Raw genomic sequence first — 20,453 nt, 5'->3', positions numbered from 1 at the left:
GCGTGAGTGAGGCGAACATGTTAATCCGAGCCATCCCTTTTGTATTTGTCATCCTTTGGGCTTCTGGATTTGTTGGTGCGCGTTTTGGTTTGCAATATGCCGAGCCAGCGACACTACTTTCTATCCGTATGGCATTCAATGTCTTACTGTTTTTGGTTCTTGTGGCGGTATTGCGTAGAAGGTTGCCGACAGGAAAAGATTTTTGGCACAGCTGCGTGGTTGGGGCGTTAATCCACGGTTTCTATCTGGGCGGTACTTATTTCGCTATCGCTTTGGGTATGCCTGCGGGGTTGAGTTCGTTGCTGGTGGGCATTCAGCCGATTTTAACCGCGGCTTTGCTGGTGGCGTTTGTTCGTGAGGAATTTAAACCCTCGCAATGGCTGGGTTTGGCTCTTGGTTTTGTCGGTATCGCTATGGTGTTGATGGGCAAAATGGAGTGGCAATCCGAGCAGCACAAAGTGTTGGCCATTGGTTTGTGTTTATTGGCTTTGGTTGGTATCACGCTAGGGACGCTGTATCAGAAAAAACATTGCCAACAAGTGGATATGGTTGGTGGTGCGACAGTGCAATATTTAGCCGCGCTCATCATGTTTCTGCCTGTTGCGATGCAGTTTGAAACCATGCAAGTGCAATGGGAACTGGAGTTTATTTTGACCGTGTTGTGGTTGGTCGTCGTGCTCTCTTGTGTGGCGATTCTATTGTTGCTGTACATGGTGAGAAATGGGGCGTCTTCGAGTGTGGCGTCTGTGTTTTACCTAGTGCCGCCAACGACGGCGATTCAAGCTTGGCTCGCGTTTGGAGAGTCGTTTGATTGGATGGGCATTTCTGGCTTTGTCCTAGCAGCTACGGCGGTGTATTTGGTGGTTAAAAAACCAGATCTGACGATAAAAAAGGCTATCAAAACGGAATATACCTAAATTAGGTAGGGACATTCACGTGCCAGTGAGTACAATTCTGCCTCATCTTAATCCGTGGAGCAGAGTGATGACGGCAAAGCCAGACCGAATGACCGCGATGCGTAATATCATCGACCAAGTAAAAGCTGAACTACCGATTTACGAACCGGAAACCTTTGTGTGTGGGCCGGAAGGGCAGTGCATCGGTTGTCCGAAGAAGTTACTGGAAATGGTGGATTCAGAGCTGAGCTATTGGGAATCGGCTATGGAGCGCGGCATTGTTCCGCAATTCGATGAGATTCGTCGTTTTGGCAAAATGTGCACGAATGTTCGTCGTGGTCTGGTGCGAAATAATGTGCCTTTACTCAATAGCTAGAGAGTGAAAACCGTCTAATATCTGATACATAGCGTCGTTTTGTTGCACTGCTCTTTGGCTACTGTTCTCAAGTTTGAGTGGTGTTTGTCTCTTCTTACCCCTTGGGCCTTTAATCGTAAGAAATTGGCGATATATTGGCTCGGTCTCACATGGATGTGGGGCTATTGTCTTGGGCTAGTTGAGATAGGAAACGTGAAATCAAAGGGATTTACGCTGATGGAAATCACCATAGTGCTCACCACTTTGGCTTTCATCGCATTAGCTGCTTTACCAGTACTACTCGATATTCATCGCCAAGCATACGCTGCGATGCTGCACAGTTCTCAGTCTTCTTTAGGTACGGCTCTCAAATTCTTCCATGCTCAATCTGTGATTGATAACGCTTACGACCAAGAGCACGTTCACTACATTGACCGACAAGTCAAAACACGCAAAGGCATGCCAGAAGCCAGCGCCGACAGTATTCGTGCTTTATTAGAAATAGACCTGCCTGCCAGAGGCTACTCGAAAATTGACGTGCCGTGCAAAGGCAGTGATTTTTGCATCATCGGTCAGCAGCACCCAAACAGCGCTCATTTTGTCGCGATTCCTGATTATCAGTTCTTAGATAAATCGGGCGTTGATCGCGTGGTGTACATTTGGCCGCAAGGTTACACACTGGCAGAAGAGGCATGCTATTTCTACTACGTGAATCAAGCCTCTAACGATTCAATTGTTCGAGGGTATGTGACGCAAGGGTGTTAATCCCGAATAAGTGTTGCGAACAACGGTTATCGTGACTCTACAAATCGGGGTTTTTCGAAGGGCTTTGCGCTTTATACAATACCATTTTTTGACTCATCAAGACTTTACCATTTGGCAAGGTCACTTCCCCAAGTTCCCCCTGATGTTCAAATCCAAACCGTTCATACAAAGCAATCGCTGGTGTGTTGGTTGTGTATACGTAGAGTGCGATTTGGTCGTAACCAAATTCCCAACCACGTGCGATCGCGACTGCCAATAGTTTCCGCCCCAATCCTTTGCCTCGGTAGTTTTTGTCGATGTGAATACCAAGAATACCGACGCGAAGGCGTTGCCCTCTTTCGTAACCGCACATCTCAGCTGGGTAGATTTCAACACTACCGATAAGTTTTTGGCGGTCAAACGCGACAAACTGAGGGATGGACTCGTTTTCCACACGTTGCAGGATTCTGCGAAGCGTTGCGTTATCGGGTGCGGGAGAAATCAAAAATTCCCCTTCGGAGTACACTCGATTCCACAGCGCGGTGAAGCGCGCGATATCGCTCACCTTGATGGATCTGATTTGCATTCATCTTCCTTGATTAGTGCAGGTTAGTAACGGTTAGGGGATAAGCTCAGATAAACAACGAATTTGGTTAGGAATGGCTTCGGCTGGTGCATCAGCGCCCGTTGGGTTAAACCAAATTGTGTTTACGCCCGCTTTCATCGCAGGGTAAATATCTTTGTGAGGTAAATCGCCAACCATGGTTATTCCACTCACGTTAACCCCTAACTGTTTTGCGATGGCGAGATAAAACTCAGGTAGGTTTTTAGCGATACCGAGGTTGGCAAAACAAAAATAGCCATTTAAGTATTGGTCTAAGTCGACGCGAACAAATGCACGCTGAACCTCTTCCATGTTGGAATCAGATGCACTGGTCGCAATGTAGATGGGATGATTTTGGGAAAGTATTGCCAGTGTTTCTCTGGCTTGAGGAACAGCTTCTACGTGTTCCCAATCGCACATTTTTCCTTGTGCGTGAGGGAAATCTACCATCAAGGTGTTCCCCCAATCGAAAAGATAAATCATGTTCGAATCTCCTTATCCGCACATCATATCGTCTTTTTCTAAAATCAGGGGGGTAAATTGCATCGATAAATGCGATTTAGGTGGGTTTAGTCGTGAAAAGCGCTTAATTGTCGTTATCGTTACAAATGTTTCAGCATAATGCGTGAGTTAGTTTTAAAACCTTGATTATCGTAAAAGCGCTGTGCTGGCTGATTGAATTCCATCACTTCCAATCGAACTTGTGTGGCATTGGCATCGCGCGCCCATTGCTCACAGGTTTGGAGCAGTTGGCGGCCGATTCCTTGCTGCTTTTGCGCTTCATCGACAACAATTGTTCCCACGCGACAAATTGGGTCTTTGATCAGAAAACTGACGGTGTCGTTTTGGGTGATCATCGCGGTTAAGAAGCCGAGAATTTGCTGTTCGCGTTCGGCAATCAAAAAGAGTCGCTCTTTGTTCTCTAGTGCTTGTGCAAGAAATTCGCGGTCAGCTTCTGAAGGCGCAACAAAGGCTTCTGGCGCATTTGCAAAATGCAGTGAATTAATTTGAAAATTAAGCTGAAAAATTTCGTCTAAATCATCGGGAATCGCTTGTCGGATATGGACTTGCATTCTATCTGCCCCCTGCAATATCGATAAATGATCCTGTGACATAAGAGGCTTCGTCACTTAATAGCCAAGCGATCGCATTTGCCACTTCTTCTACCGTGCCACCGCGTTTAAGAGGAATTTGAGGGCTGAGTCTATCTACTCGGTTTGGTTCTCCGCCGTCGGCATGCATATCAGTGTAAATGAAACCAGGTCGAACGCCATTGACGCGAATATTGCGCTCTGCCAACTCTAGCGAGAGCCCTTTAGTTAAGGTATCCATCGCGCCTTTTGATGTGGCGTAATCGACATACTCAAATGGCGCGCCTGAGCGCGATGCTCCAGAGGAGACATTCACAATTGCACCGCCTGCACTGAATCGCCTCGCCGCTTCTCGACAGCAGAGAAAACAGCTATTCACATTGGTGTTCATTACTTTCTGAAAGCGTTCCAAGCTGATTTCTGACAAAGGCGATTGAGTAAATAGGATGCCAACGTTGTTGACCAAGTGCGTCACTGCACCAAATTCACGTTCTGTTTCATCAAACAAGGAGAGCACTTGCTTCTCATCGGCTACGTCTGCGGCGATGGCAATCGCTTTTCCACCGTTTGCTTGTATTTCTGCCACAACTTGGTCGGCGGCCTCTTGCTGAGTGCGGTAATTAACGCAAACGCGATAGCCTTGCTCGGCCAGCTTTTTTGCCGCTGCGGCTCCAATGCCTCGGCTTGCGCCGGTAATGATGACTACTTTATTCAAAATACGTCCTTATTTATGTAGTGAGTAGATTTTATCGGCGTAGGGTTTGCCACCAATTTGGTATGCGTCTGGAATGACCTCAATGAGTTCGAAACCACATTTTATCAGGACACGCTCTGATGCAATATTGCCTTCAGTGACCGTCGCGGAAAAGTGGTTGATGTTATGTGTCGAGGTTGCCCAGTATAGAAGCGCTTGAAGAGTTTCTGTTCCAAACTGTTGGCCATGAAATTCCGGCAAAAGTAAGTAACCTACCTCTGCCTTACCGTTTTCAATAGCAAAGCCAGTGATGCCGATGGGTTGTTCAGATTGCTTATCGAGTATTACAAGGCAAAGCCAATGCTGGCAATTTGGGGTCCATGGTAATAATCGCGAAGCAAATTTTTCTCTTATTTCTGTTTCGCTGGGACGATCGAAACAGAGCGCAATAACCTCTTGTTCGGAAAGTAATCGTTGAAAGAGTTCCCAGTCACTGGCTTTGATGGGTCTTAATTGGCTTCTGTGCGTCTCGATATAAACTGACATGCGTGTCCTTACTGCATCAATGTGGAGATTCAGTCTCTCATCCTCTTATCTGTTTAATCAAATAGTTGCATTCATAAAAGTGATTTATGTGGTGAATAGTTGGCTGGGTAATGGATTATTGCCATATATTCATCTTTGAGATGCAAATAACAAAATTTCATACTTGAGGCATACAGAGCAACACGGAAATGATGTGGATCAAGAGAGGACTACCCATAAAGTAGTAATTTGCGACCTATAATTACATTTTATTTGGAAGTGTTGCTAATTATGTCAATAAAAAAACGATATGTTGCACTGCTGGTTGCTGCCGGCATTGGTGTGGGCTGGTTAACTTTGGGGGGGAGTGCGGCAGTAATGCATTACACCTCAGATACTGAATTTTGTCTCTCGTGCCACTCTATGGAAACCCCTTACAAAGAGTACCAAGGCTCAGTGCACTTCAGTAATGCGAAAGGCATTCGCGCGGAATGTTCTGACTGTCATATTCCTCAAGAACCAATGGATTACCTGATCACCAAAATTCGCGCGTCGAAAGACATCTACCATGAATTTGTGACAGGTAAGATCGACACGCCAGAGAAATATGAAGCACATCGTAAAGATATGGCTGAAACGGTATGGGCTCAGTTCCGTGAAAATGATTCAGCGACGTGTCGTTCGTGTCATGATTTCGATGCAATGGAAGAGTTTGAGCAATCACGTGATGCGGCGAAGATGCACGCTTACGCGAAAGCAAACGATCAAACGTGTATCGATTGTCATAAAGGTGTGGCGCACTTTGCACCAGAAGCAGAGCTAGACAGCAAGGCATTTGAAACGTTGATGAGCTTCACCACAAAAACATCACCTAATGCCAAGGTTGTTTACCCTGTGACTGAAATCGCAATGGGTGAGATGGGTAAAATTAACCCAACGACGAAGTTGGAAGTAATCAGCTCTAAAGGCGACAACCGCACTGTTAAGTTGAACGCATTCCAAATGAAAGGCGCAGAGCAAGTGCTTTACATGGGAGAAGGTCAACGTGCCATCGTTGCAACGCTAACAGAGCAAGGCCAACAAGCGCTTGAAACTGGTGAATTTGAGGCAGATGTTTACGGCAACGAATGGCGCGCGGTTTCTCTAACTGGCGCTATTGATTCTCCAGTTGTTGACACGCTTGAACCAGTATGGTCATACGCAGAAGAGTTGGACAACGTTTACTGTGCAACTTGTCACGCGAAAATTCCTTCAAATCACTTCACAGTGAATGCATGGGGACCGGTAGCGAAAAGTATGGGTGATCGAACTGATATTTCAGCCGAGAACCTAGAAATTCTAACCAAGTTCTTCCAGCACCACGCGAAAGATGTGGTTGGTCACTAACGATAAATAGAAGGATAAGATTATGACTAATATGACCCGTCGCGGATTTCTAAAAGGCACTGGTATGGCGGCTGGTGCAATGGCATTCACTTCATTTGCACCTATGTCTGTTGCTTCTTCTAATGCTCGCGGCAAAGGCATTCTAACGGCGGGCCGCATGGGCCCAATGCTGTGTGAAGTGCAAGACGGTAAGCTGGTTTCAACCACGAACGCATTGCCACAAACGGTACCAAACAGCCTACAAAGCACCGGTCCTGACCAAGTGCACACTAAAGCGCGTGTTAAGTACCCAATGGTTCGCAAAGGTTACTTGGCAAACCCATCGTCGCCAGAAGGTGTGCGCGGTAGTGATGAGTTTGTGCGTGTGTCTTGGGATGAGGCTTACAAGCTGATCCACGAACAGCACATGCGAATTCGCAAAGAATATGGCCCGGCTTCTGTGTTTGCTGGTTCTTACGGCTGGCGTTCAAGTGGCGTGCTGCACAAAGCACAAACCTTGCTGCAACGTTACATGAGCATGGCGGGCGGTTATTCAGGCCACTTGGGTGACTACTCAACGGGTGCTGCGCAGATCATCATGCCGCACGTTGTGGGCTCTATCGAAGTGTACGAGCAACAAACCACGTACCCAGTGGTACTAGAGCACAGTGATGTGGTTGTGCTTTGGGGCTTAAACCCAATCAACACCCTAAAAATCGCGTGGAGCTCAACAGACTGTGCTGGTCTTGAATTCTTCCATCAATTGAAAAAATCAGGCAAGACGATCATTGCGATTGACCCAATTCGTTCTGAAACCATCGAGTTCTTTGGCGAGAATGCGGAGTGGATTGCTCCTCACCCAATGACCGACGTGGCAATGATGATGGGTATCGCACACACCTTAGTGAAACAAGGTAAGCACGATAAAGCCTTCCTCGATAAATACACCGCAGGTTACGACAAGTTTGAAGCGTACCTGATGGGCGAAGAAGACGGCGTAGAAAAATCAGCAGAATGGGCATCACAAATCTGTGGCGTACCTGCGAAGCAACTTGAGCTACTGGCTGACATCTTCAGTAAAAACCGCACCATGCTGATGGCTGGTTGGGGCATGCAGCGCCAACAATACGGTGAGCAGCGTCACTGGATGCTGGTTACACTGGCAACAATGTTGGGTCAAATCGGTTTACCGGGCGGTGGTTTTGGTTTCTCTTACCACTACTCAAACGGTGGTAACCCTGCTCGTGATGCTGGCGTACTTCCTGCGATTTCGGCATCGCTGGGTGGCGGCTCTTCTGCGGGGAACGACTGGGCGGTGTCTGGCGCGGTGCAAAGCTTCCCTGTGGCGCGTATTGTCGAGGCGTTGGAAAACCCAGGTCAATCCTACCACCATAACGGTCATGAACTGACGTTCCCGGACATCAAGATGATTTGGTGGGCAGGTGGTGCGAACTTTACTCACCACCAAGATACCAACCGCTTGATTAAAGCATGGCAAAAGCCTGAACTGATCGTGATTTCAGAGCCTTACTGGACGGCGGCTGCGAAGCACGCGGACATTGTTCTGCCAATCACCACATCGTTCGAGCGTAACGACTTAACGATGACGGGTGACTACAGTAACCAACACTTGGTGCCAATGAAGCAAGTGGTTGAGCCGCAAGGTGAAGCGCGTAATGACTTCGATGTATTCGCGGACATGGCAGAGATGCTAGCTCCGGGTGGCCGTGACGTATACACCGAAGGCAAAACCGAAATGGAATGGCTGTACGGCTTCTACAAGGCGGCGCAACAAGGTGGCCGTGGCTCTCGCGTAGCAATGCCGAACTTCAGCAAGTTCTGGGAAGATAACCAACTGATCGAGATGAAGTGGAACGAGAAGAACGCACAGTTTGTTCGTTACGCAGATTTCCGTGAAGACCCGATCATGAATCCACTCGGTACACCAAGTGGTAAGATCGAAATCTTCTCGAAAACCATTGAAGGTTATCAGTTGGAAGACTGTCCTCCACATCCAACGTGGATGGCACCAACCGAGTACACGGGTACTGCGAAAGATGGCGAGTTGCAGCTAATGACCGCTCACGCAGCGCATCGTCTACACAGCCAATTCAACTACGCGAAGATTCGCGAAGAGTACGCAATTGCAAACCGTGAACCTATTTGGATTCACCCTGAAGATGCGAAAGCGCGTGGTATTAAAACGGGCGATCTAGTTCGTGCGTTTAACAACCGTGGCCAAGTATTGGTTGGTGCAGAAGTGACTGACCGAATCAAGCAAGGTTCAGTGTGTATTCATGAAGGCGGTTGGCCGGATTTGGATCCTAAAACCGGCATTTGTAAGAACGGCGGTTGTAACGTGTTAACGTTGGATATTCCGACCTCTCGACTTGCAAACGGCTGTGCTGCGAACTCGGCGCTGGTTCGTATTGAAAAATACACTGGCCCAGAATTAGAACTAACAGCGTTTGAACCACCAAGAAATGGTTAGAAAAAAGTAGCGTTTTAAAGCAAGAAGCCAGCGAATCGCTGGCTTCTTTTTTATCTAGTAATCGTTCACATTAGCGCGAAGCGAGAGAAACAAATGGCATCTGTTTCTTAATTTGAAATGTCGGGAGTAAAGTAAATACAATCGCGACAAACAAGACTGAGCCTATTAAATCTTCAGGGCGATGCATGCCCAGCCATAAGCGGCTATATGCGACGCTCATTCCCCACATCCACAATGACAGTGCAGAGATATAGCACTTGTTCTGTAAGAACAAACCACCAAAGAAAGCCAAACAAATCGAAACGAAAATCGTATGGCCGGATGGGAAAGAATAGTCTTTCTCGCCTTGCCAATGGCGCGTTCGCCTATCACTGACGTGTTCAGAAATCTGGTTAATTACGTTGGCTTGCTGCTTTGTATCCAACTGATAAAACGCGTCTGGGTGCTCAATCAATTGCTCTGCAGCAAGCAGTTCGGCGTAGGGACGCGGGCTTTCTGTCATCAGTTTTAGACCCGTTTTGCTGGCAAAACCAATCACCAGTAACAACCCTAACATTGAGAGTTTTTGCATCCACTCAATGCGACTTGGTTTAAAGCGAAATAAAGAAAGCAGTAGCAGTGTTAACGTAATTAAAAAGCCTTTGCTACCAGCAGAATCTGTGAGCAAAGTAAAAGTAATACCCAGACTTTCCGGCACCTGTGAAGTGAGATTGTGATAAGAGCCAAACAGCGACATTGGGATGATGCCAAGAACAAACAAGGCGAGCATCATCAATCCATATTTTTTGGTTTTCATTGAGAGCGTTTTGTTTTTATTGAGGGTTATTCAACCACGTGAAAATAAGGGGCTTATCTTACGTTATCTGGCGTGAAAAACTTATCAACGCTCTGTCAATTTGACGAGAGAATGAAGGTTGAGTGATGAATTGATGACATTTATCCGGAGGGTAAAGGCGCTCATCCTTAAGCGTTGGGGTCTTAATCCATCAGAGAAAGTAAGTACTCTGCTGCTTTGGTTGGGTTTTCTGCATGACAAATGGCAGAAACCAAAGCCAAACCATGCACACCTGTCGCACTCAGGGCAGGAATGTTGGTTTCGTTGATGCCACCAATCGCGACGATTGGTAAGGGCGTGGTGTTCAGCGCCATCTTCAAACCTTCAATACCCCAGTGTTTTTTGGTGTTGGTTTTGGTAGGTGTAGCGAATATCGCACTCAAACCGATGTAATCAATGGGCAGATAACCCGCCTCTGCCAGCTGCTCTTCAGTCTCAATCGATAAGCCGAGAATCTTGTTTGGGCCAATCAATTGACGAGCGATCTCTGCTGGCATGTCTGACTGCCCGAGGTGAACACCATCGGCATCGACGGCAAGGGCAACATCAACACGATCATTGATGATTAGCGGGACGCCAGTACCTTCAAGGATAGTCTTTACGGCTTGAGCTCGTTCGATAAACGCACGCACATCACCGTGTTTTTCGCGAACTTGTACCATGGTCACGCCACCTTCCACGGCTTTTCTCACAACACGCTTTAGTGTGGCTAAATCTTGTTGGTCATCGGTGACCAAATATAAACGATAGGCGTTCATTTTGTTTCCTTTGGGCCTCTCATCTAGATGGAATGAGAGGCCGATATTTGTTAGAGAAAAGCTTTGCTCACTTGGAGCTTTAGGCGTTTTGCCAGCGTTTCTTCATCCAACTGGTAAAGCTCATCCAACAGGTTCATTTGCAGGCTACCTGGACCACGAGCTTGTTCCGCTGCAATTTCGCCAACAACGCCCAGTACCGCCGCAGCAGCAAGTCCGGAGTGATCACCAACAGCAGCGAAAGCACCCGTCAGTGCCGTTAGTGTGCAGCCCATGCCCGTTACGTAAGGCATCATCTCGTGACCATTATTCAACTGGACGGTTTGCTCTTTCGTGACGATGTAATCAGTCTCGCCAGAAATCACTACACTTGCACCATACTCTGCGACTAAGAAGTTGGCTGCGCCAAGTGCTGCGTCGCTGCTGTCTAACGCATCAACGCCTTTGCTTTGTGCTTGCTCGCCAGCGAGAGCGATGATTTCTGAAGCGTTACCACGAATGATCAACTTGTCTGCAAGGCGTGCGATCTCACGTGATGTCTCGGTACGTAATGAGCTTGCTCCACAACCGACGGGGTCGAGTACAACGATTTTACCATTTGCATTGGCTTGCTCTACGGCATAGCTCATACGCGGTGTCCAAACGCTGTCTAGGGTACCGATGTTGATAACCAGTGCGCCAGCGAACGACATCATCTCGGCCATTTCCTGCTTGGAGTGCGCCATGATTGGAGAAGCACCGATAGCCAATAGCGCGTTTGCCGTGTTGTTCATCACCACGTAGTTAGTGATGTTGACGACTAACGGCTTTTGCTGGCGTACTGCGGTTAATGCTTGGGTGATTTGTTCAATTAACATGAGACTCTCCGATTAATCTTGCTGAGCGTTCAGACCTTGTTGCCAGAATGCCACTTCCATACGCGTTGCAGTTTTGAATACCTGAATCAGGTTTTGACCGCGTTGGCTATTGATGTCGATTTCCGCCAATAACTGATTAAAGTGTTCTGCACCTTTTGCGACACCAGATTGGAATTCCTCACCACCGTAGAGGTTGATCCAACTTGCGTATGGGTTGCCTTCGATTACCGTGTTCTCATCTTCAATCAGCATTTTACCGATTACGGCATAACCGATAGAGCATGGTGCTAGTGCCGCGTATAGATCAACAAGATCGCCCGTCATGCCAGCATCCAATACGTAGCGCGTGTAAGCCACAGTGCCGAAATCTTCTGGCTCGTTTTCTAAGTCGGATTCTGTCAGTCCCCATTGCTCACAGTAAGTCACGTGGTGGGCGATTTCAGAATCGAGCAATGCATGTACGCTTGGGAGAGCGCGGCGCATGTCATCCAAAGTACGCGCTTTGTAGATCGCTAATGCGTAAGCTCGTGCGTACTGCTTTAGGAAAAGAAAATCCTGCTTTAGGTAATGCAGAAAACAAGGCTGAGCAAGAGTGCCTTGCGCCAATTGCTGTACGAAAGCATGCTCAGTGTATTCTTGCCAATCTTGGCGGCAAGCGTCGATCAAATCTTGGTATTTCATTATGGGTATCTCGTTATCAAAAGACCCTAGGCTGAGATCCTAAGGTCAGTAGAATTAGTCAAAGCTCGGTACGTAATCTTTCGCTTTTGGCAGTGTTTCGATGATTTTTTGTGAATACATGAATTGCGCATAATCATCGTAGCGTTTCAGATCTACTGCGGATGGACGAAGAGCAAAACGAGTTAGCGTGTCGTTCCAAGCGCGTTGGTTAAGCTCGTTGTTGAGCGTGTCTGGTGAATAAGCCACGAACTCTTTCCACGACTCTTTTGGATGGTTAACGATGTAAGTGGTTGCTTGCTCTAGCGCTTTGTTGAATGCCTTGATGGCTTCTTTGTCGTAGGTTTTTGCATTGGCTACGAAGACTAACTCGTCATACGCTGGTACGCCGTGTTCTTCAGGGAAGAAGGCCTTAGCTTTATAACCTTCTAGTGCAAGTTGGTTGGTTTCGAAGTTACGTAGACCGCCCCAAATCGCATCCACTTTGCCAGACGCAAGAGACGAAGACAGTGCCCAACCTACGTTGATGATTTGTACGTCAGAAAACTTCACGTTCTCTTCAGCTAGCATGGTGCCGATTGTCGCTTCTTCGTTGCCTGCGATCGCAATACCGATCTTCTTGCCTTTCAAGTCACCAAGGTTTTCATTCTTACCGTTATCCAACACCATCAGCGTGTTGAGTGGCGTAGCAATCAGAGTCGCAGAGCGGATTAGTGGCAAACCAGCTGCGACATCGATAGTTAGGCTTGGTTGGTATGAAATCGCCATGTCGACTTTGCCAGCAGCGACCAACTTAGGAGGTGTACTTGGATCTGCTGGCTCTTGAATGTTGACCTTCAAACCTTGCTCTTTGAAGTAACCACGCTCTTTGGCAATAACGATAGGACCATGGTTTGGATTGACGAACCAATCCAACATCAGTGTCATCTCTTTTTCAGCGGCAAGCACGTTGGTTGATACCACTGAAGCGAGTAGAGCAGCAGCGCTCATAAGTTTGTTTTTATTCACGGGGTTCTTCCTTTTCTTTCCCAATTTTCTTTGGTTATTTTCTGTAATTATTTGCTTTCCCAAGGGATGGCTTTTTTCAATAATTTATCGGTGATGAAGTAGAGTGAGATAGACAGCACAGCGAGGATAAACAGCGCTGCAAACATCTCATCAATGATCATGCGAGCGTTGGCTTGGAGCATCAGATAACCCAAGCCTTCGCTTGAACCTACCCACTCACCGACCACTGCTCCAATTGGCGCAATAACGACGGCAACACGAATACCTGAGGCTAAAGTTGGTAGTGCGGCTGGCAATTGAATATGACGAAGTAGCTGCCATTTAGACGCGCCCATGGTCTTGGCAAGGTCGAGGTAACCTGTTGGCGTATTGCGCAAGCCGTCATAGCAACATGTCGTGACGGGGAAAAAGATGATGATCGCCGCCATGACTACTTTTGATGCAATGCCGTACCCCAGCCAAAGCATGAGCACTGGCGCGATGGCGAACACAGGGATCGCTTGGCTAGTAATCAGAATAGGCAATAGCCAACGCTTCAGCGGCTCGAACATCAGCATTTGCAATGCGAACAGCAAACCCATCGATAATCCAAGCGCCAAGCCAAATAAGATCTCTTGCGCGGTAACCCAAGTATGTTTGAGCAGGACATCGTAACGAGTGACCAACCTATCCAGCACTTCAATTGGTGAAGGTAAGATGAAGCTTGGCATGTCGAATACCACAACAGCCAACTGCCACAATCCCAAGATCACCGCAGTGCTGATAACTAAGCGCAGAGCCGGATGGGTCACGCGTTCTTTTTTACTAATAAGTGCCGAAACGGAGTTGTACTGAGTCATATCACTCATAGTCTTTCTCCAATTGATCCAAAATCGCTTGTTGAAGCGCGGCGCACTCTCCATCGAGAACTCGTGGCGGCTTGGAGTCTGGAACGACCAAGTGCTGAGCTTGCGCAGGCGTACCTTGCAGTACATAGAGTTGGTGAGCTAATCGCACCGCTTCTTGTGGGTCGTGGGTAATAAGAACAACGGTCTTATATTTCAGTAATTCGGCAGACAAGGTCTGCAACTTATGGCGAGTAACCGCGTCCAACGCAGAGAAAGGCTCATCCATCAGAACCAGAGGCTTGTCTTGCATCAGAGTGCGAGCAAGGGCAACACGTTGTCTCATGCCGCCAGAGAGCTGAGCTGGCTTAGCATCCGCGTAATCGGCGAGTCCCACTTGGCTTAGTAAAGTCAGTGCACGTTGTCTATTTTGCTCTGGTGCTTGCTCTTGAGAAAATCGAGAACTGAGGCAGACGTTGTCTAACACATTCAACCACGGTAGCAATAAATCCTGTTGAGCCATGTAAGCGATACGGTCATGCAGTGCAGCGCCATCGGTTGTGATGAGTTCGCCATGCCAGTCAACTTGGTCATCCAGTAGGCCAGCTAAGTAACGCAATATTGTGGTTTTCCCGCAGCCACTTCGTCCGAGTAATACCGTCCATTTACCGACGGGAATGGTCATGTTCATTCCTGCTAAAGTCGGTGTTTGGCTATCTTTGTATCGCAGGCTAGCATCGGAAAGCTGAATGCCAATCGCGTTAGCGAACATAAGTATGACCCGCAAAAAAGTGGTTCACAGGGCCATGGCCTTTACCTACATCCAATTCATCAGCGTGTGCGATAGCTTGGCTGATGTACTGCTTACCCAGGTGCACCGCTTTGTGTAGGTTGTTGCCTTGGCCAAGATAAGACGCAATGGCGGAAGAAAGTGTACAGCCTGTGCCATGGGTGTTTTTGGTTGGAAATCGCTTGGCGCTAATTAACTCGGCACTGTCTTGCATGATAAGCAGATCGTTGCTGTTTTCATTTTCTTCAAGGTGACCGCCTTTGAGCAGAATAGCTTTGGCGCCAAGCGCACGAAGGTCGGTAATCATATCGTTCATTTCAGATTCTGATTGAGGCATTGGCTTACCCGTCAATGCTGCGCCTTCGGGTAGGTTAGGGGTAATGATGTCTGCGAGCGGAATCAATTCTTCTTTTAAAGTACTGATTGCCGACTGTTCCAGTAATAGATCGCCGCTGGTGGCCACCATTACAGGGTCAATCACGAGGTGTTTTGGCTGGTATTGTTTAATTTTGTCTGCAACGACTTTGATGATGTTGGAATCTGCCAGCATGCCCACTTTGACTGCAACGATGTTGAGGTCGGTAAATACTGCATCAAGTTGGCTCTCTACATGGTCGAGAGGAATGGGGAAAATCGCAGAAACGCCTTGGGTATTTTGCGAAGTAATCGCCGTGATTACCGAGCAAGCAAAACTGCCGGTTGCGGACATCGCTTTGATGTCGGCTTGAATACCTGCACCGCCACCACTGTCTGAGCCCGCGATGGTCAATACGATAGGGGTAGGCAAGGCTGGCGTGTGATGTGAATGAGGTTGTGATTGCTGCGTCATGGTCGCTCCTACTACAAGACGTATAGGAACTGACTTTGACCGTTGCAGATAGATCGATTTTTCGATCGCTATCGCTTACCTAAGAGGGGCGACGAAAGGCAAAGTGTGCATAGTTCCCTACGTCAGTGCTAACTGAATCAGGTTCAACGGGTCTCGAATTTCGATCTCAGCCAACACTTGTCGTGTGGCCCCCCGACTATTTCGTTCGGATGATAGCAGGACCATTGCGGAAGGGATACGTTTTTTGAGCGTAATTATAATGAGTATTCAATTATGCGAGGTGAGTGATAAAGTAAGCACCTAAATGGTTTGCTGGGTGGAATTTACTAGTGCAACGCTCTGGTGAATGAGCAGAACCTGGAATATTTAATAAATAATCGTGGTCTCGTTAAGCAAGGATTAGCACAAAACAAGGTTAAAAAACTGTTAAAATTTAACGTGTTGCCAATTTAACTTTGTTGAACTTTTTCACAGTTAATTAGGAAGGCTAAGACGATCATCGAGCAAGGAGACTTCATGCTTAATTCTGTAACAGCGAAGTCAGTGATCGATCATGCGCTCTTTTTGGGGGCTGATTTCGCTGAACTATTCGTTGAACATCACCAAACCAACACTGTCCAGATCGCATCTGGTGAAGTGGATAAGGTTAACTCGGGTATCGATTTTGGTATCGGTATTCGTCTTTTTTTCGGTCATAAGGTGCTTTACGGTTACACCAACAGCACAGATGAAGCCGAACTAAAGCGCGTAACCTCGCTGCTTGCTGCAAAAGACAAGCGTGAGCAAATCGCGTCAGCGGGTTCTTTGAATTTGAACCGCTACCCAATCCAACATGGTTGCCGCATGCCACTAAGTAAGGATGCTAACCTAGATTCAAAAATCGCGTTTCTATTGAAAGTTGACCAAGCCGCACGTGCTGAGAGTGAGCATATCAGCCAGTTTATTGGCAGCGTGCTTCAGCGCGAACAGCAAGTGTCTATCTTCAATTCAGAAGGTCTACACGTTGACGATACTCGTCACTACATCCGAGTTGCTGGTAATACTGTCGCTCAAAAAGGTAATGAGCAGTCTTCTGGTATGGAAGGTCCTGGTGCTCTTGCTGGCTGGGAGTTCAGTGAACAGCTTGATGCGAAAGAGCTAGGTCAAACTATCGCGCAACAAGCGTTGGTAAAACTTGGCGCTGATGCTTGTCCATCGGGTGAAATGCCAGTGGTAATTGGTAACGGCTTTGGCGGCGTTATCTTCCATGAAGCGTGTGGTCACTTGCTAGAAACCACTTCGGTTGCGAAGAAAGCTTCAGTATTCCACGACAAGATGGGCGAAATGGTTGCTCACACCGCGGTGAATGCAGTCGATGATGGCACCATGACCAACGAATGGGGCTCGATTCATGTTGATGACGAAGGCATGAAGACTCAGCGCACCCAATTGATCAAAGACGGTAAGCTAACCAGCTTTATGGTCGATAAAATGGGTGGCATGAAGACAGGTTACGAACCTACGGGTTCTGGTCGTCGTCAAAACTACAAGTTCGCACCAACCTCGCGTATGCGTAATACCTTTATCGAAGAAGGCGAGCATTCACTTGATGACATGCTGGCAGGCATCGAGCGTGGTATCTATGCGAAGAAGATGGGCGGTGGCTCGGTTCAACCGGGTACGGGTGAGTTTAACTTTGCTGTTCGTGAAGCTTATCTCATTGAAAATGGCAAAATCACCAAGCCTCTGAAAACAGCAACGCTGATCAGCACGGGTCCAAAAGTGTTGAAAGAAATCAGCATGGTCGGCAAAGACATGGCACTTGCGCCGGGCATGTGTGGTTCCGTAAGTGGTTCAGTACCAACAACAGTCGGTCAGCCAACACTGAAAGTCGATAACATTCTGGTAGGAGGCGGTAACTAATGAGCCAAGAACAACAACTTCTTAATGCGGTTGATTACGTCCTATCAGAAGCAAAACGCCAAGGTGCAGAAGCGGACGTCATTGTAAACCGCAACAGCAGCTTTTCTCTGAAAGCGAACCAAGGAAAGCTGGATGAGTACAAAGTAAGCTCAAGTCAAGTGCTGGGTGTTCGAGTTATTAAAGATGCTCGTGTCGCGACAAGTTATTCTGAATCACTAGAGCAACCAAGCTTAGACTTGATGCTGACCAACGCACTGCAAAGCGCTCGCTTTTCCAAGCAAGATGAACATCAGACTATTAGTTGCGTGAACAGCCAAATCGCGACTGATGTTGCTGAGATTGCGCAAGAAGATACAACTTCTGTTGACGAAAAAATCGAACTTTCTCTCGCACTTGAGCAAGGCGTAGTGGCTCTGCCTCACGCTTCTAGCGCACCTTACAATGGTTACAGCGATGGCGAAACACAACTGATCATCGCCAATACTCAAGGCACATTGTGTCAACACTTCGAGCGCTCGTTCACTTGTTACGCGTATACCTTGTTTGAAAAAAATGGCAAACAGTCAATGGCGGGTAGAATGTCACTGGGTCGCCGTTTTGATGAGTTGAATCCAGCTTACTGTATCGAAGGTGGCTACAACCTTGCTCGCGATCTTCTTGAAGGCGCACCGGTTGCGACGGGTAACTACCCTGCTATCTTCCACATCAATGCGCTAGCAAGTTTATTCGGTGCTTTCGGCAGTGCTTTCTCTGGCGTAAGCGCGATGAAAGGCATTACGCCACTGGGTGACAAGCTTGGTCAACGTGTTGCGAGTGACTTGATTACCTTTACCGATGCGGCATACATGCCGAATGGTATGGCTATCGCAGGGTTTGATAGTGAAGGTTTTGCCACTCAAGACAATGTGTTGATCGCCAATGGCCAACTAAATACGCTATTGCACAATAGCCAAACAGCGAATTATTTGGGTGCAGTGTCGACGGCAAGTGCCGCTCGCGGTGCAAAATCGAGCTTAGACGTATCAGCGAATCACAAAGTGATTGCGACTGGCAACAGCAGTGCATCAGAAGTAAAAGCGGGAGAGTACCTAGAGTTAGTCGAGCTTCAAGGTGTCCATTCTGGTGCGGATGCAGTGAGTGGTGATTTCTCATTTGGTGCGAGTGGCTTCTTGTGCCGTGATGGAGAGCGCGTTCAGCCAGTTCGTGGGATCACGGTAGCGGGTAACTTCTACAAGATGCTGCAAGAAGTTGAGGCAGTGGGTGATACTCAGTTAATTAACGATAGCCGAACTTTCTTCTCGCCAGACGTTCGTTTTGCTCGTTTGAGAATTGGTGGTAAGTAAACTTAGCATCCCTACAGAAACAAAAAAGAGGACTCAATGGAGTCCTCTTTCATTGTCTAGCAACGTGTGCGTGAATAACTAGAATTCGCGTATGTCCAACTCATTGTGGATCAATACCACACACTGAGAAGCGAAAAGCATCTTAGGACCTAAGCTGATCTTCTCTGTGCCAAGGCGCTTTAAGCTGTTAAAAGACTTTTTCGGCATCGGTATATGGTCAGTTAGCAAGAAACATGGGTTTTCACCAATTTCTGCATCACGAACAAATTCGCCTTTCTTATCCAGCATATATAGTTGGTGATCTTCTGCCAGCTCTTGTACTAGGCGTTCAAAGCTCACTGTACGAACGGTAATACCAGGTTCGACTTCACGAAGTTGCTCTTTACCCATACCAACCGAAGCATCCAAAGCGCGAGCCACTGCTGCAATCAAGGTTGACTCATGGAAGCCGCCAATGTTGGTGATGTCGTTGGAGCGAATAGTAATGGTGCGTGAGAAGTCTTTTGTGCTTTCCAAAACCAAGTGAACAACCACATCTTCACGGTGTGATTGAGCAACGAACATAGTGTTCATCATGGTATGAGCAAGAATCTCTGTATGCGCTTCATTACCAACACCTTCTAACAGTGCTTTGCTGGTGGTTGGCGCCGCGCGAGCTCGTAAAACAAAAGAGCGCATGAATTTAGCCTCTATATAGGAAGAGTGAATGCGCGGAAGTATATACCCAAGCAGGGAAGGGATGCGAGTTTAATAGCAAATGTGAACTTACTTACAAAGCTTCGATTGTCGTGCGGAGTGCGCTGGTTAAAATAGAGGTAACCTGTTAGGAGCGGTATATGGAAATCAAACAGATAAATAAAGACATTTATAAAAAGAAAGTAAGCCTTGTGATTGGCGGTTTTGTTGCGTTGCTCGCCATCTCTTCTCTTGCCTTTAGTACCTTGCTGATTGTTTTGTTTGGCAACACTGAAGTCGTACCAGAACAATCAACGGGCAATTTCCATTGGAATTTGATTGGTGTCGTTCTCGCAGTTGCAACTTCCCTCTCTTTATTGAATCACATTAAAACTCGACCATACATGGAAGAAGTGCTGTACGTTTGGAAAGTCAAGCAACTGCACAACAAAATCTTTCGTAAACTAAAAAACATTAAAGCAGCCGCGAGCAATGACAATGTAAAAGCGCTCACTACGCTTAAGTTCTATTACACCACGCAACGCCAAGTGTTTGAGTTAGACAACAACACACTGACGATGAGCAGTGTAAATAAAGAATTGGAGGCTATCGAGCAAATCGAAGCGGCGCAATCACTGGATCTTGATATCACCAGCTTTAAAGAGAGCTGGGTAGACACATACTGATTGCCTATTTGCTACTTGAAGTTAACAACTGAGTGCTAAAATTAAGCGTTTGAGTGAGATTTAATCACTCGATGCTTTTTTTTAAGTTTTTTTCTAAAAAGGGGTTGCCAAGAAAAATCATCTCCCTATAATGCGCCTCCGTTGTCAGGGCAAAGCGGAAACGCAAAAGCAATTGGCAATAAGGCGAAAGAAAGCTTCTAAAAATTAATTTTAAAAAGTGTTTGACACTGAAAGTTAATTCCTTAGAATACGCCTCCGCTTCGATAGCAAAGCTTACGAAGCAAGCTCTTTAACAATATAGACCTATCAATCTGTGTGGGCACTCGTTGATGATAATCCAATTAGAAGCTTAGGCTTCAAATTAGGTTTCAATGATACGAAGTGACCATTGAATCGAAAGATTCAGCACAGTCAATTCAAACATTACTTTTATGTAATGTTCAGTATTCATTGAGCCGAACAAAATCTTAAATTGAAGAGTTTGATCATGGCTCAGATTGAACGCT

The 20,453-nt window shown here is 47.0% G+C and carries 21 protein-coding genes, 1 pseudogene and 1 riboswitch; of the genes and pseudogenes, 8 read left to right on the top strand and 14 right to left on the bottom strand.

The window, feature by feature from the left end; all coding sequences use genetic code 11:
- Window positions 1–17 precede the first annotated feature (17 nt).
- From R7Q46_RS23405 to R7Q46_RS23395, 3 genes are all read left to right on the top strand, one after another.
- A complete protein-coding gene (locus R7Q46_RS23405) occupies window positions 18–917 on the top strand; it encodes a DMT family transporter (protein ID WP_025504708.1) in 900 nt (299 codons plus the stop codon).
- A 67-nt stretch (window positions 918–984) separates the two neighbouring features.
- The gene (locus tag R7Q46_RS23400) at window positions 985–1,272 is read left to right on the top strand and encodes a hypothetical protein (RefSeq protein ID WP_005459922.1); all 288 of its coding nucleotides are present in this window, start codon (window positions 985–987) and stop codon (window positions 1,270–1,272) included.
- Between the two features lie 153 nt (window positions 1,273–1,425).
- Complete coding sequence (locus tag R7Q46_RS23395) at window positions 1,426–2,016, top strand: type II secretion system protein (protein WP_258516053.1); 591 nt, start codon at window positions 1,426–1,428, stop codon at window positions 2,014–2,016.
- Between the two features lie 37 nt (window positions 2,017–2,053).
- Here the strand turns inward: R7Q46_RS23395 and R7Q46_RS23390 are convergent, their stop codons facing one another.
- The 5 genes from R7Q46_RS23390 to R7Q46_RS23370 all read right to left on the bottom strand — a co-directional run bounded on the left by R7Q46_RS23390 (window position 2,054) and on the right by R7Q46_RS23370 (window position 4,930).
- Window positions 2,054–2,581: a GNAT family N-acetyltransferase gene (locus R7Q46_RS23390; protein WP_005374314.1), complete on the bottom strand. Its 528-nt coding sequence runs from the start codon at window positions 2,579–2,581 to the stop codon at window positions 2,054–2,056.
- A 33-nt stretch (window positions 2,582–2,614) separates the two neighbouring features.
- Complete coding sequence (locus tag R7Q46_RS23385) at window positions 2,615–3,082, bottom strand: HAD family hydrolase (RefSeq protein ID WP_017821009.1); 468 nt, start codon at window positions 3,080–3,082, stop codon at window positions 2,615–2,617.
- 119 nt (window positions 3,083–3,201) lie between these two features.
- Window positions 3,202–3,672: a GNAT family N-acetyltransferase gene (locus R7Q46_RS23380; RefSeq protein WP_033907192.1), complete on the bottom strand. Its 471-nt coding sequence runs from the start codon at window positions 3,670–3,672 to the stop codon at window positions 3,202–3,204.
- A gap of 1 nt (window position 3,673) precedes the next feature.
- Entirely contained in the window at window positions 3,674–4,405 is a 732-nt protein-coding gene (locus R7Q46_RS23375; protein WP_017821007.1) for a glucose 1-dehydrogenase, read from the bottom strand.
- 9 nt (window positions 4,406–4,414) lie between these two features.
- The gene (locus tag R7Q46_RS23370) at window positions 4,415–4,930 is read right to left on the bottom strand and encodes a GNAT family N-acetyltransferase (protein ID WP_005374306.1); all 516 of its coding nucleotides are present in this window, start codon (window positions 4,928–4,930) and stop codon (window positions 4,415–4,417) included.
- 270 nt (window positions 4,931–5,200) lie between these two features.
- Here R7Q46_RS23370 and R7Q46_RS23365 point away from each other — a divergent pair, with 270 nt between their 5' ends.
- Window positions 5,201–6,295: a NapC/NirT family cytochrome c gene (locus tag R7Q46_RS23365; protein ID WP_033907191.1), complete on the top strand. Its 1,095-nt coding sequence runs from the start codon at window positions 5,201–5,203 to the stop codon at window positions 6,293–6,295.
- Window positions 6,296–6,317: 22 nt separating this feature from the next.
- Complete coding sequence (locus R7Q46_RS23360) at window positions 6,318–8,765, top strand: trimethylamine-N-oxide reductase 2 (protein ID WP_033907190.1); 2,448 nt, start codon at window positions 6,318–6,320, stop codon at window positions 8,763–8,765.
- Between the two features lie 70 nt (window positions 8,766–8,835).
- Here the strand turns inward: R7Q46_RS23360 and R7Q46_RS23355 are convergent, their stop codons facing one another.
- From R7Q46_RS23355 to thiD, 8 genes and pseudogenes are all read right to left on the bottom strand, one after another.
- Complete coding sequence (locus R7Q46_RS23355) at window positions 8,836–9,561, bottom strand: phosphatase PAP2 family protein (RefSeq protein ID WP_033907189.1); 726 nt, start codon at window positions 9,559–9,561, stop codon at window positions 8,836–8,838.
- A 182-nt stretch (window positions 9,562–9,743) separates the two neighbouring features.
- The gene (gene thiE, locus R7Q46_RS23350; RefSeq protein ID WP_206949220.1) at window positions 9,744–10,358 is read right to left on the bottom strand and encodes a thiamine phosphate synthase; all 615 of its coding nucleotides are present in this window, start codon (window positions 10,356–10,358) and stop codon (window positions 9,744–9,746) included.
- A gap of 50 nt (window positions 10,359–10,408) precedes the next feature.
- Entirely contained in the window at window positions 10,409–11,212 is an 804-nt protein-coding gene (gene thiM, locus R7Q46_RS23345) for a hydroxyethylthiazole kinase (RefSeq protein WP_206949221.1), read from the bottom strand.
- A gap of 12 nt (window positions 11,213–11,224) precedes the next feature.
- A complete protein-coding gene (tenA, locus tag R7Q46_RS23340; protein WP_033907186.1) occupies window positions 11,225–11,893 on the bottom strand; it encodes a thiaminase II in 669 nt (222 codons plus the stop codon).
- 54 nt (window positions 11,894–11,947) lie between these two features.
- The gene (locus R7Q46_RS23335) at window positions 11,948–12,898 is read right to left on the bottom strand and encodes an ABC transporter substrate-binding protein (RefSeq protein WP_206949223.1); all 951 of its coding nucleotides are present in this window, start codon (window positions 12,896–12,898) and stop codon (window positions 11,948–11,950) included.
- A gap of 47 nt (window positions 12,899–12,945) precedes the next feature.
- Window positions 12,946–13,680 (bottom strand): annotated as a pseudogene (locus R7Q46_RS23330) (ABC transporter permease); the annotation flags it as partial.
- 58 nt (window positions 13,681–13,738) lie between these two features.
- Window positions 13,739–14,494 carry an ABC transporter ATP-binding protein gene (locus tag R7Q46_RS23325; protein WP_213880288.1) on the bottom strand — a complete coding sequence of 252 codons (756 nt, stop codon included), beginning with the start codon at window positions 14,492–14,494 and terminating at the stop codon, window positions 13,739–13,741.
- Window positions 14,484–15,341 carry a bifunctional hydroxymethylpyrimidine kinase/phosphomethylpyrimidine kinase gene (gene thiD / locus R7Q46_RS23320; protein WP_005383329.1) on the bottom strand — a complete coding sequence of 286 codons (858 nt, stop codon included), beginning with the start codon at window positions 15,339–15,341 and terminating at the stop codon, window positions 14,484–14,486. Before thiD ends, R7Q46_RS23325 begins: the two co-directional genes overlap by 11 nt.
- A 97-nt stretch (window positions 15,342–15,438) precedes the next feature.
- Window positions 15,439–15,546, bottom strand: a riboswitch (TPP riboswitch).
- Between the two features lie 311 nt (window positions 15,547–15,857).
- On the opposite strand from thiD, the gene R7Q46_RS23315 reads away from it, so the two are divergent.
- Together R7Q46_RS23315 and R7Q46_RS23310 are read left to right on the top strand one after the other, a co-directional pair.
- Window positions 15,858–17,243 carry a TldD/PmbA family protein gene (locus R7Q46_RS23315; protein ID WP_031780818.1) on the top strand — a complete coding sequence of 462 codons (1,386 nt, stop codon included), beginning with the start codon at window positions 15,858–15,860 and terminating at the stop codon, window positions 17,241–17,243.
- Window positions 17,243–18,586: a TldD/PmbA family protein gene (locus R7Q46_RS23310; RefSeq protein ID WP_213871359.1), complete on the top strand. Its 1,344-nt coding sequence runs from the start codon at window positions 17,243–17,245 to the stop codon at window positions 18,584–18,586. The genes R7Q46_RS23315 and R7Q46_RS23310 overlap by 1 nt, the downstream gene beginning before the upstream one ends.
- Before the next feature lie 78 nt (window positions 18,587–18,664).
- Here the strand turns inward: R7Q46_RS23310 and trmY are convergent, their stop codons facing one another.
- Window positions 18,665–19,264 (bottom strand): tRNA (pseudouridine(54)-N(1))-methyltransferase TrmY, encoded by a 600-nt coding sequence (trmY, locus tag R7Q46_RS23305; protein ID WP_017634347.1) that lies wholly within the window; start codon window positions 19,262–19,264, stop codon window positions 18,665–18,667.
- A 158-nt stretch (window positions 19,265–19,422) separates the two neighbouring features.
- On the opposite strand from trmY, the gene R7Q46_RS23300 reads away from it, so the two are divergent.
- Window positions 19,423–19,947, top strand: coding sequence for a DUF3087 domain-containing protein (locus R7Q46_RS23300; RefSeq protein ID WP_213871360.1), 525 nt, complete (start codon window positions 19,423–19,425; stop codon window positions 19,945–19,947).
- Window positions 19,948–20,453: the final 506 nt, after the last annotated feature.

The sequence above is a fragment of the Vibrio sp. 811 genome, assembly GCF_033339195.1.
This window is presented reverse-complemented; position numbering and strand designations above follow the sequence as displayed.

Excerpts from the sequence above, each read along its gene's own strand:
- R7Q46_RS23405 (WP_025504708.1), top strand. The coding sequence starts at position 18 with ATGTTAATCCGAGCCATCCCTTTTGTATTTGTCATCCTTTGGGCTTCT.
- R7Q46_RS23400 (WP_005459922.1), top strand. The coding sequence starts at position 985 with ATGACGGCAAAGCCAGACCGAATGACCGCGATGCGTAATATCATCGAC.
- R7Q46_RS23395 (WP_258516053.1), top strand. The coding sequence starts at position 1,426 with ATGTGGGGCTATTGTCTTGGGCTAGTTGAGATAGGAAACGTGAAATCA.
- R7Q46_RS23390 (WP_005374314.1), bottom strand. The coding sequence starts at position 2,581 with ATGCAAATCAGATCCATCAAGGTGAGCGATATCGCGCGCTTCACCGCG.
- R7Q46_RS23385 (WP_017821009.1), bottom strand. The coding sequence starts at position 3,082 with ATGATTTATCTTTTCGATTGGGGGAACACCTTGATGGTAGATTTCCCT.
- R7Q46_RS23380 (WP_033907192.1), bottom strand. The coding sequence starts at position 3,672 with ATGCAAGTCCATATCCGACAAGCGATTCCCGATGATTTAGACGAAATT.
- R7Q46_RS23370 (WP_005374306.1), bottom strand. The coding sequence starts at position 4,930 with ATGTCAGTTTATATCGAGACGCACAGAAGCCAATTAAGACCCATCAAA.
- R7Q46_RS23365 (WP_033907191.1), top strand. The coding sequence starts at position 5,201 with ATGTCAATAAAAAAACGATATGTTGCACTGCTGGTTGCTGCCGGCATT.
- R7Q46_RS23360 (WP_033907190.1), top strand. The coding sequence starts at position 6,318 with ATGACTAATATGACCCGTCGCGGATTTCTAAAAGGCACTGGTATGGCG.
- R7Q46_RS23355 (WP_033907189.1), bottom strand. The coding sequence starts at position 9,561 with ATGAAAACCAAAAAATATGGATTGATGATGCTCGCCTTGTTTGTTCTT.
- thiE (WP_206949220.1), bottom strand. The coding sequence starts at position 10,358 with ATGAACGCCTATCGTTTATATTTGGTCACCGATGACCAACAAGATTTA.
- thiM (WP_206949221.1), bottom strand. The coding sequence starts at position 11,212 with ATGTTAATTGAACAAATCACCCAAGCATTAACCGCAGTACGCCAGCAA.
- tenA (WP_033907186.1), bottom strand. The coding sequence starts at position 11,893 with ATGAAATACCAAGATTTGATCGACGCTTGCCGCCAAGATTGGCAAGAA.
- R7Q46_RS23325 (WP_213880288.1), bottom strand. The coding sequence starts at position 14,494 with ATGTTCGCTAACGCGATTGGCATTCAGCTTTCCGATGCTAGCCTGCGA.
- thiD (WP_005383329.1), bottom strand. The coding sequence starts at position 15,341 with ATGACGCAGCAATCACAACCTCATTCACATCACACGCCAGCCTTGCCT.
- R7Q46_RS23315 (WP_031780818.1), top strand. The coding sequence starts at position 15,858 with ATGCTTAATTCTGTAACAGCGAAGTCAGTGATCGATCATGCGCTCTTT.
- R7Q46_RS23310 (WP_213871359.1), top strand. The coding sequence starts at position 17,243 with ATGAGCCAAGAACAACAACTTCTTAATGCGGTTGATTACGTCCTATCA.
- trmY (WP_017634347.1), bottom strand. The coding sequence starts at position 19,264 with ATGCGCTCTTTTGTTTTACGAGCTCGCGCGGCGCCAACCACCAGCAAA.
- R7Q46_RS23300 (WP_213871360.1), top strand. The coding sequence starts at position 19,423 with ATGGAAATCAAACAGATAAATAAAGACATTTATAAAAAGAAAGTAAGC.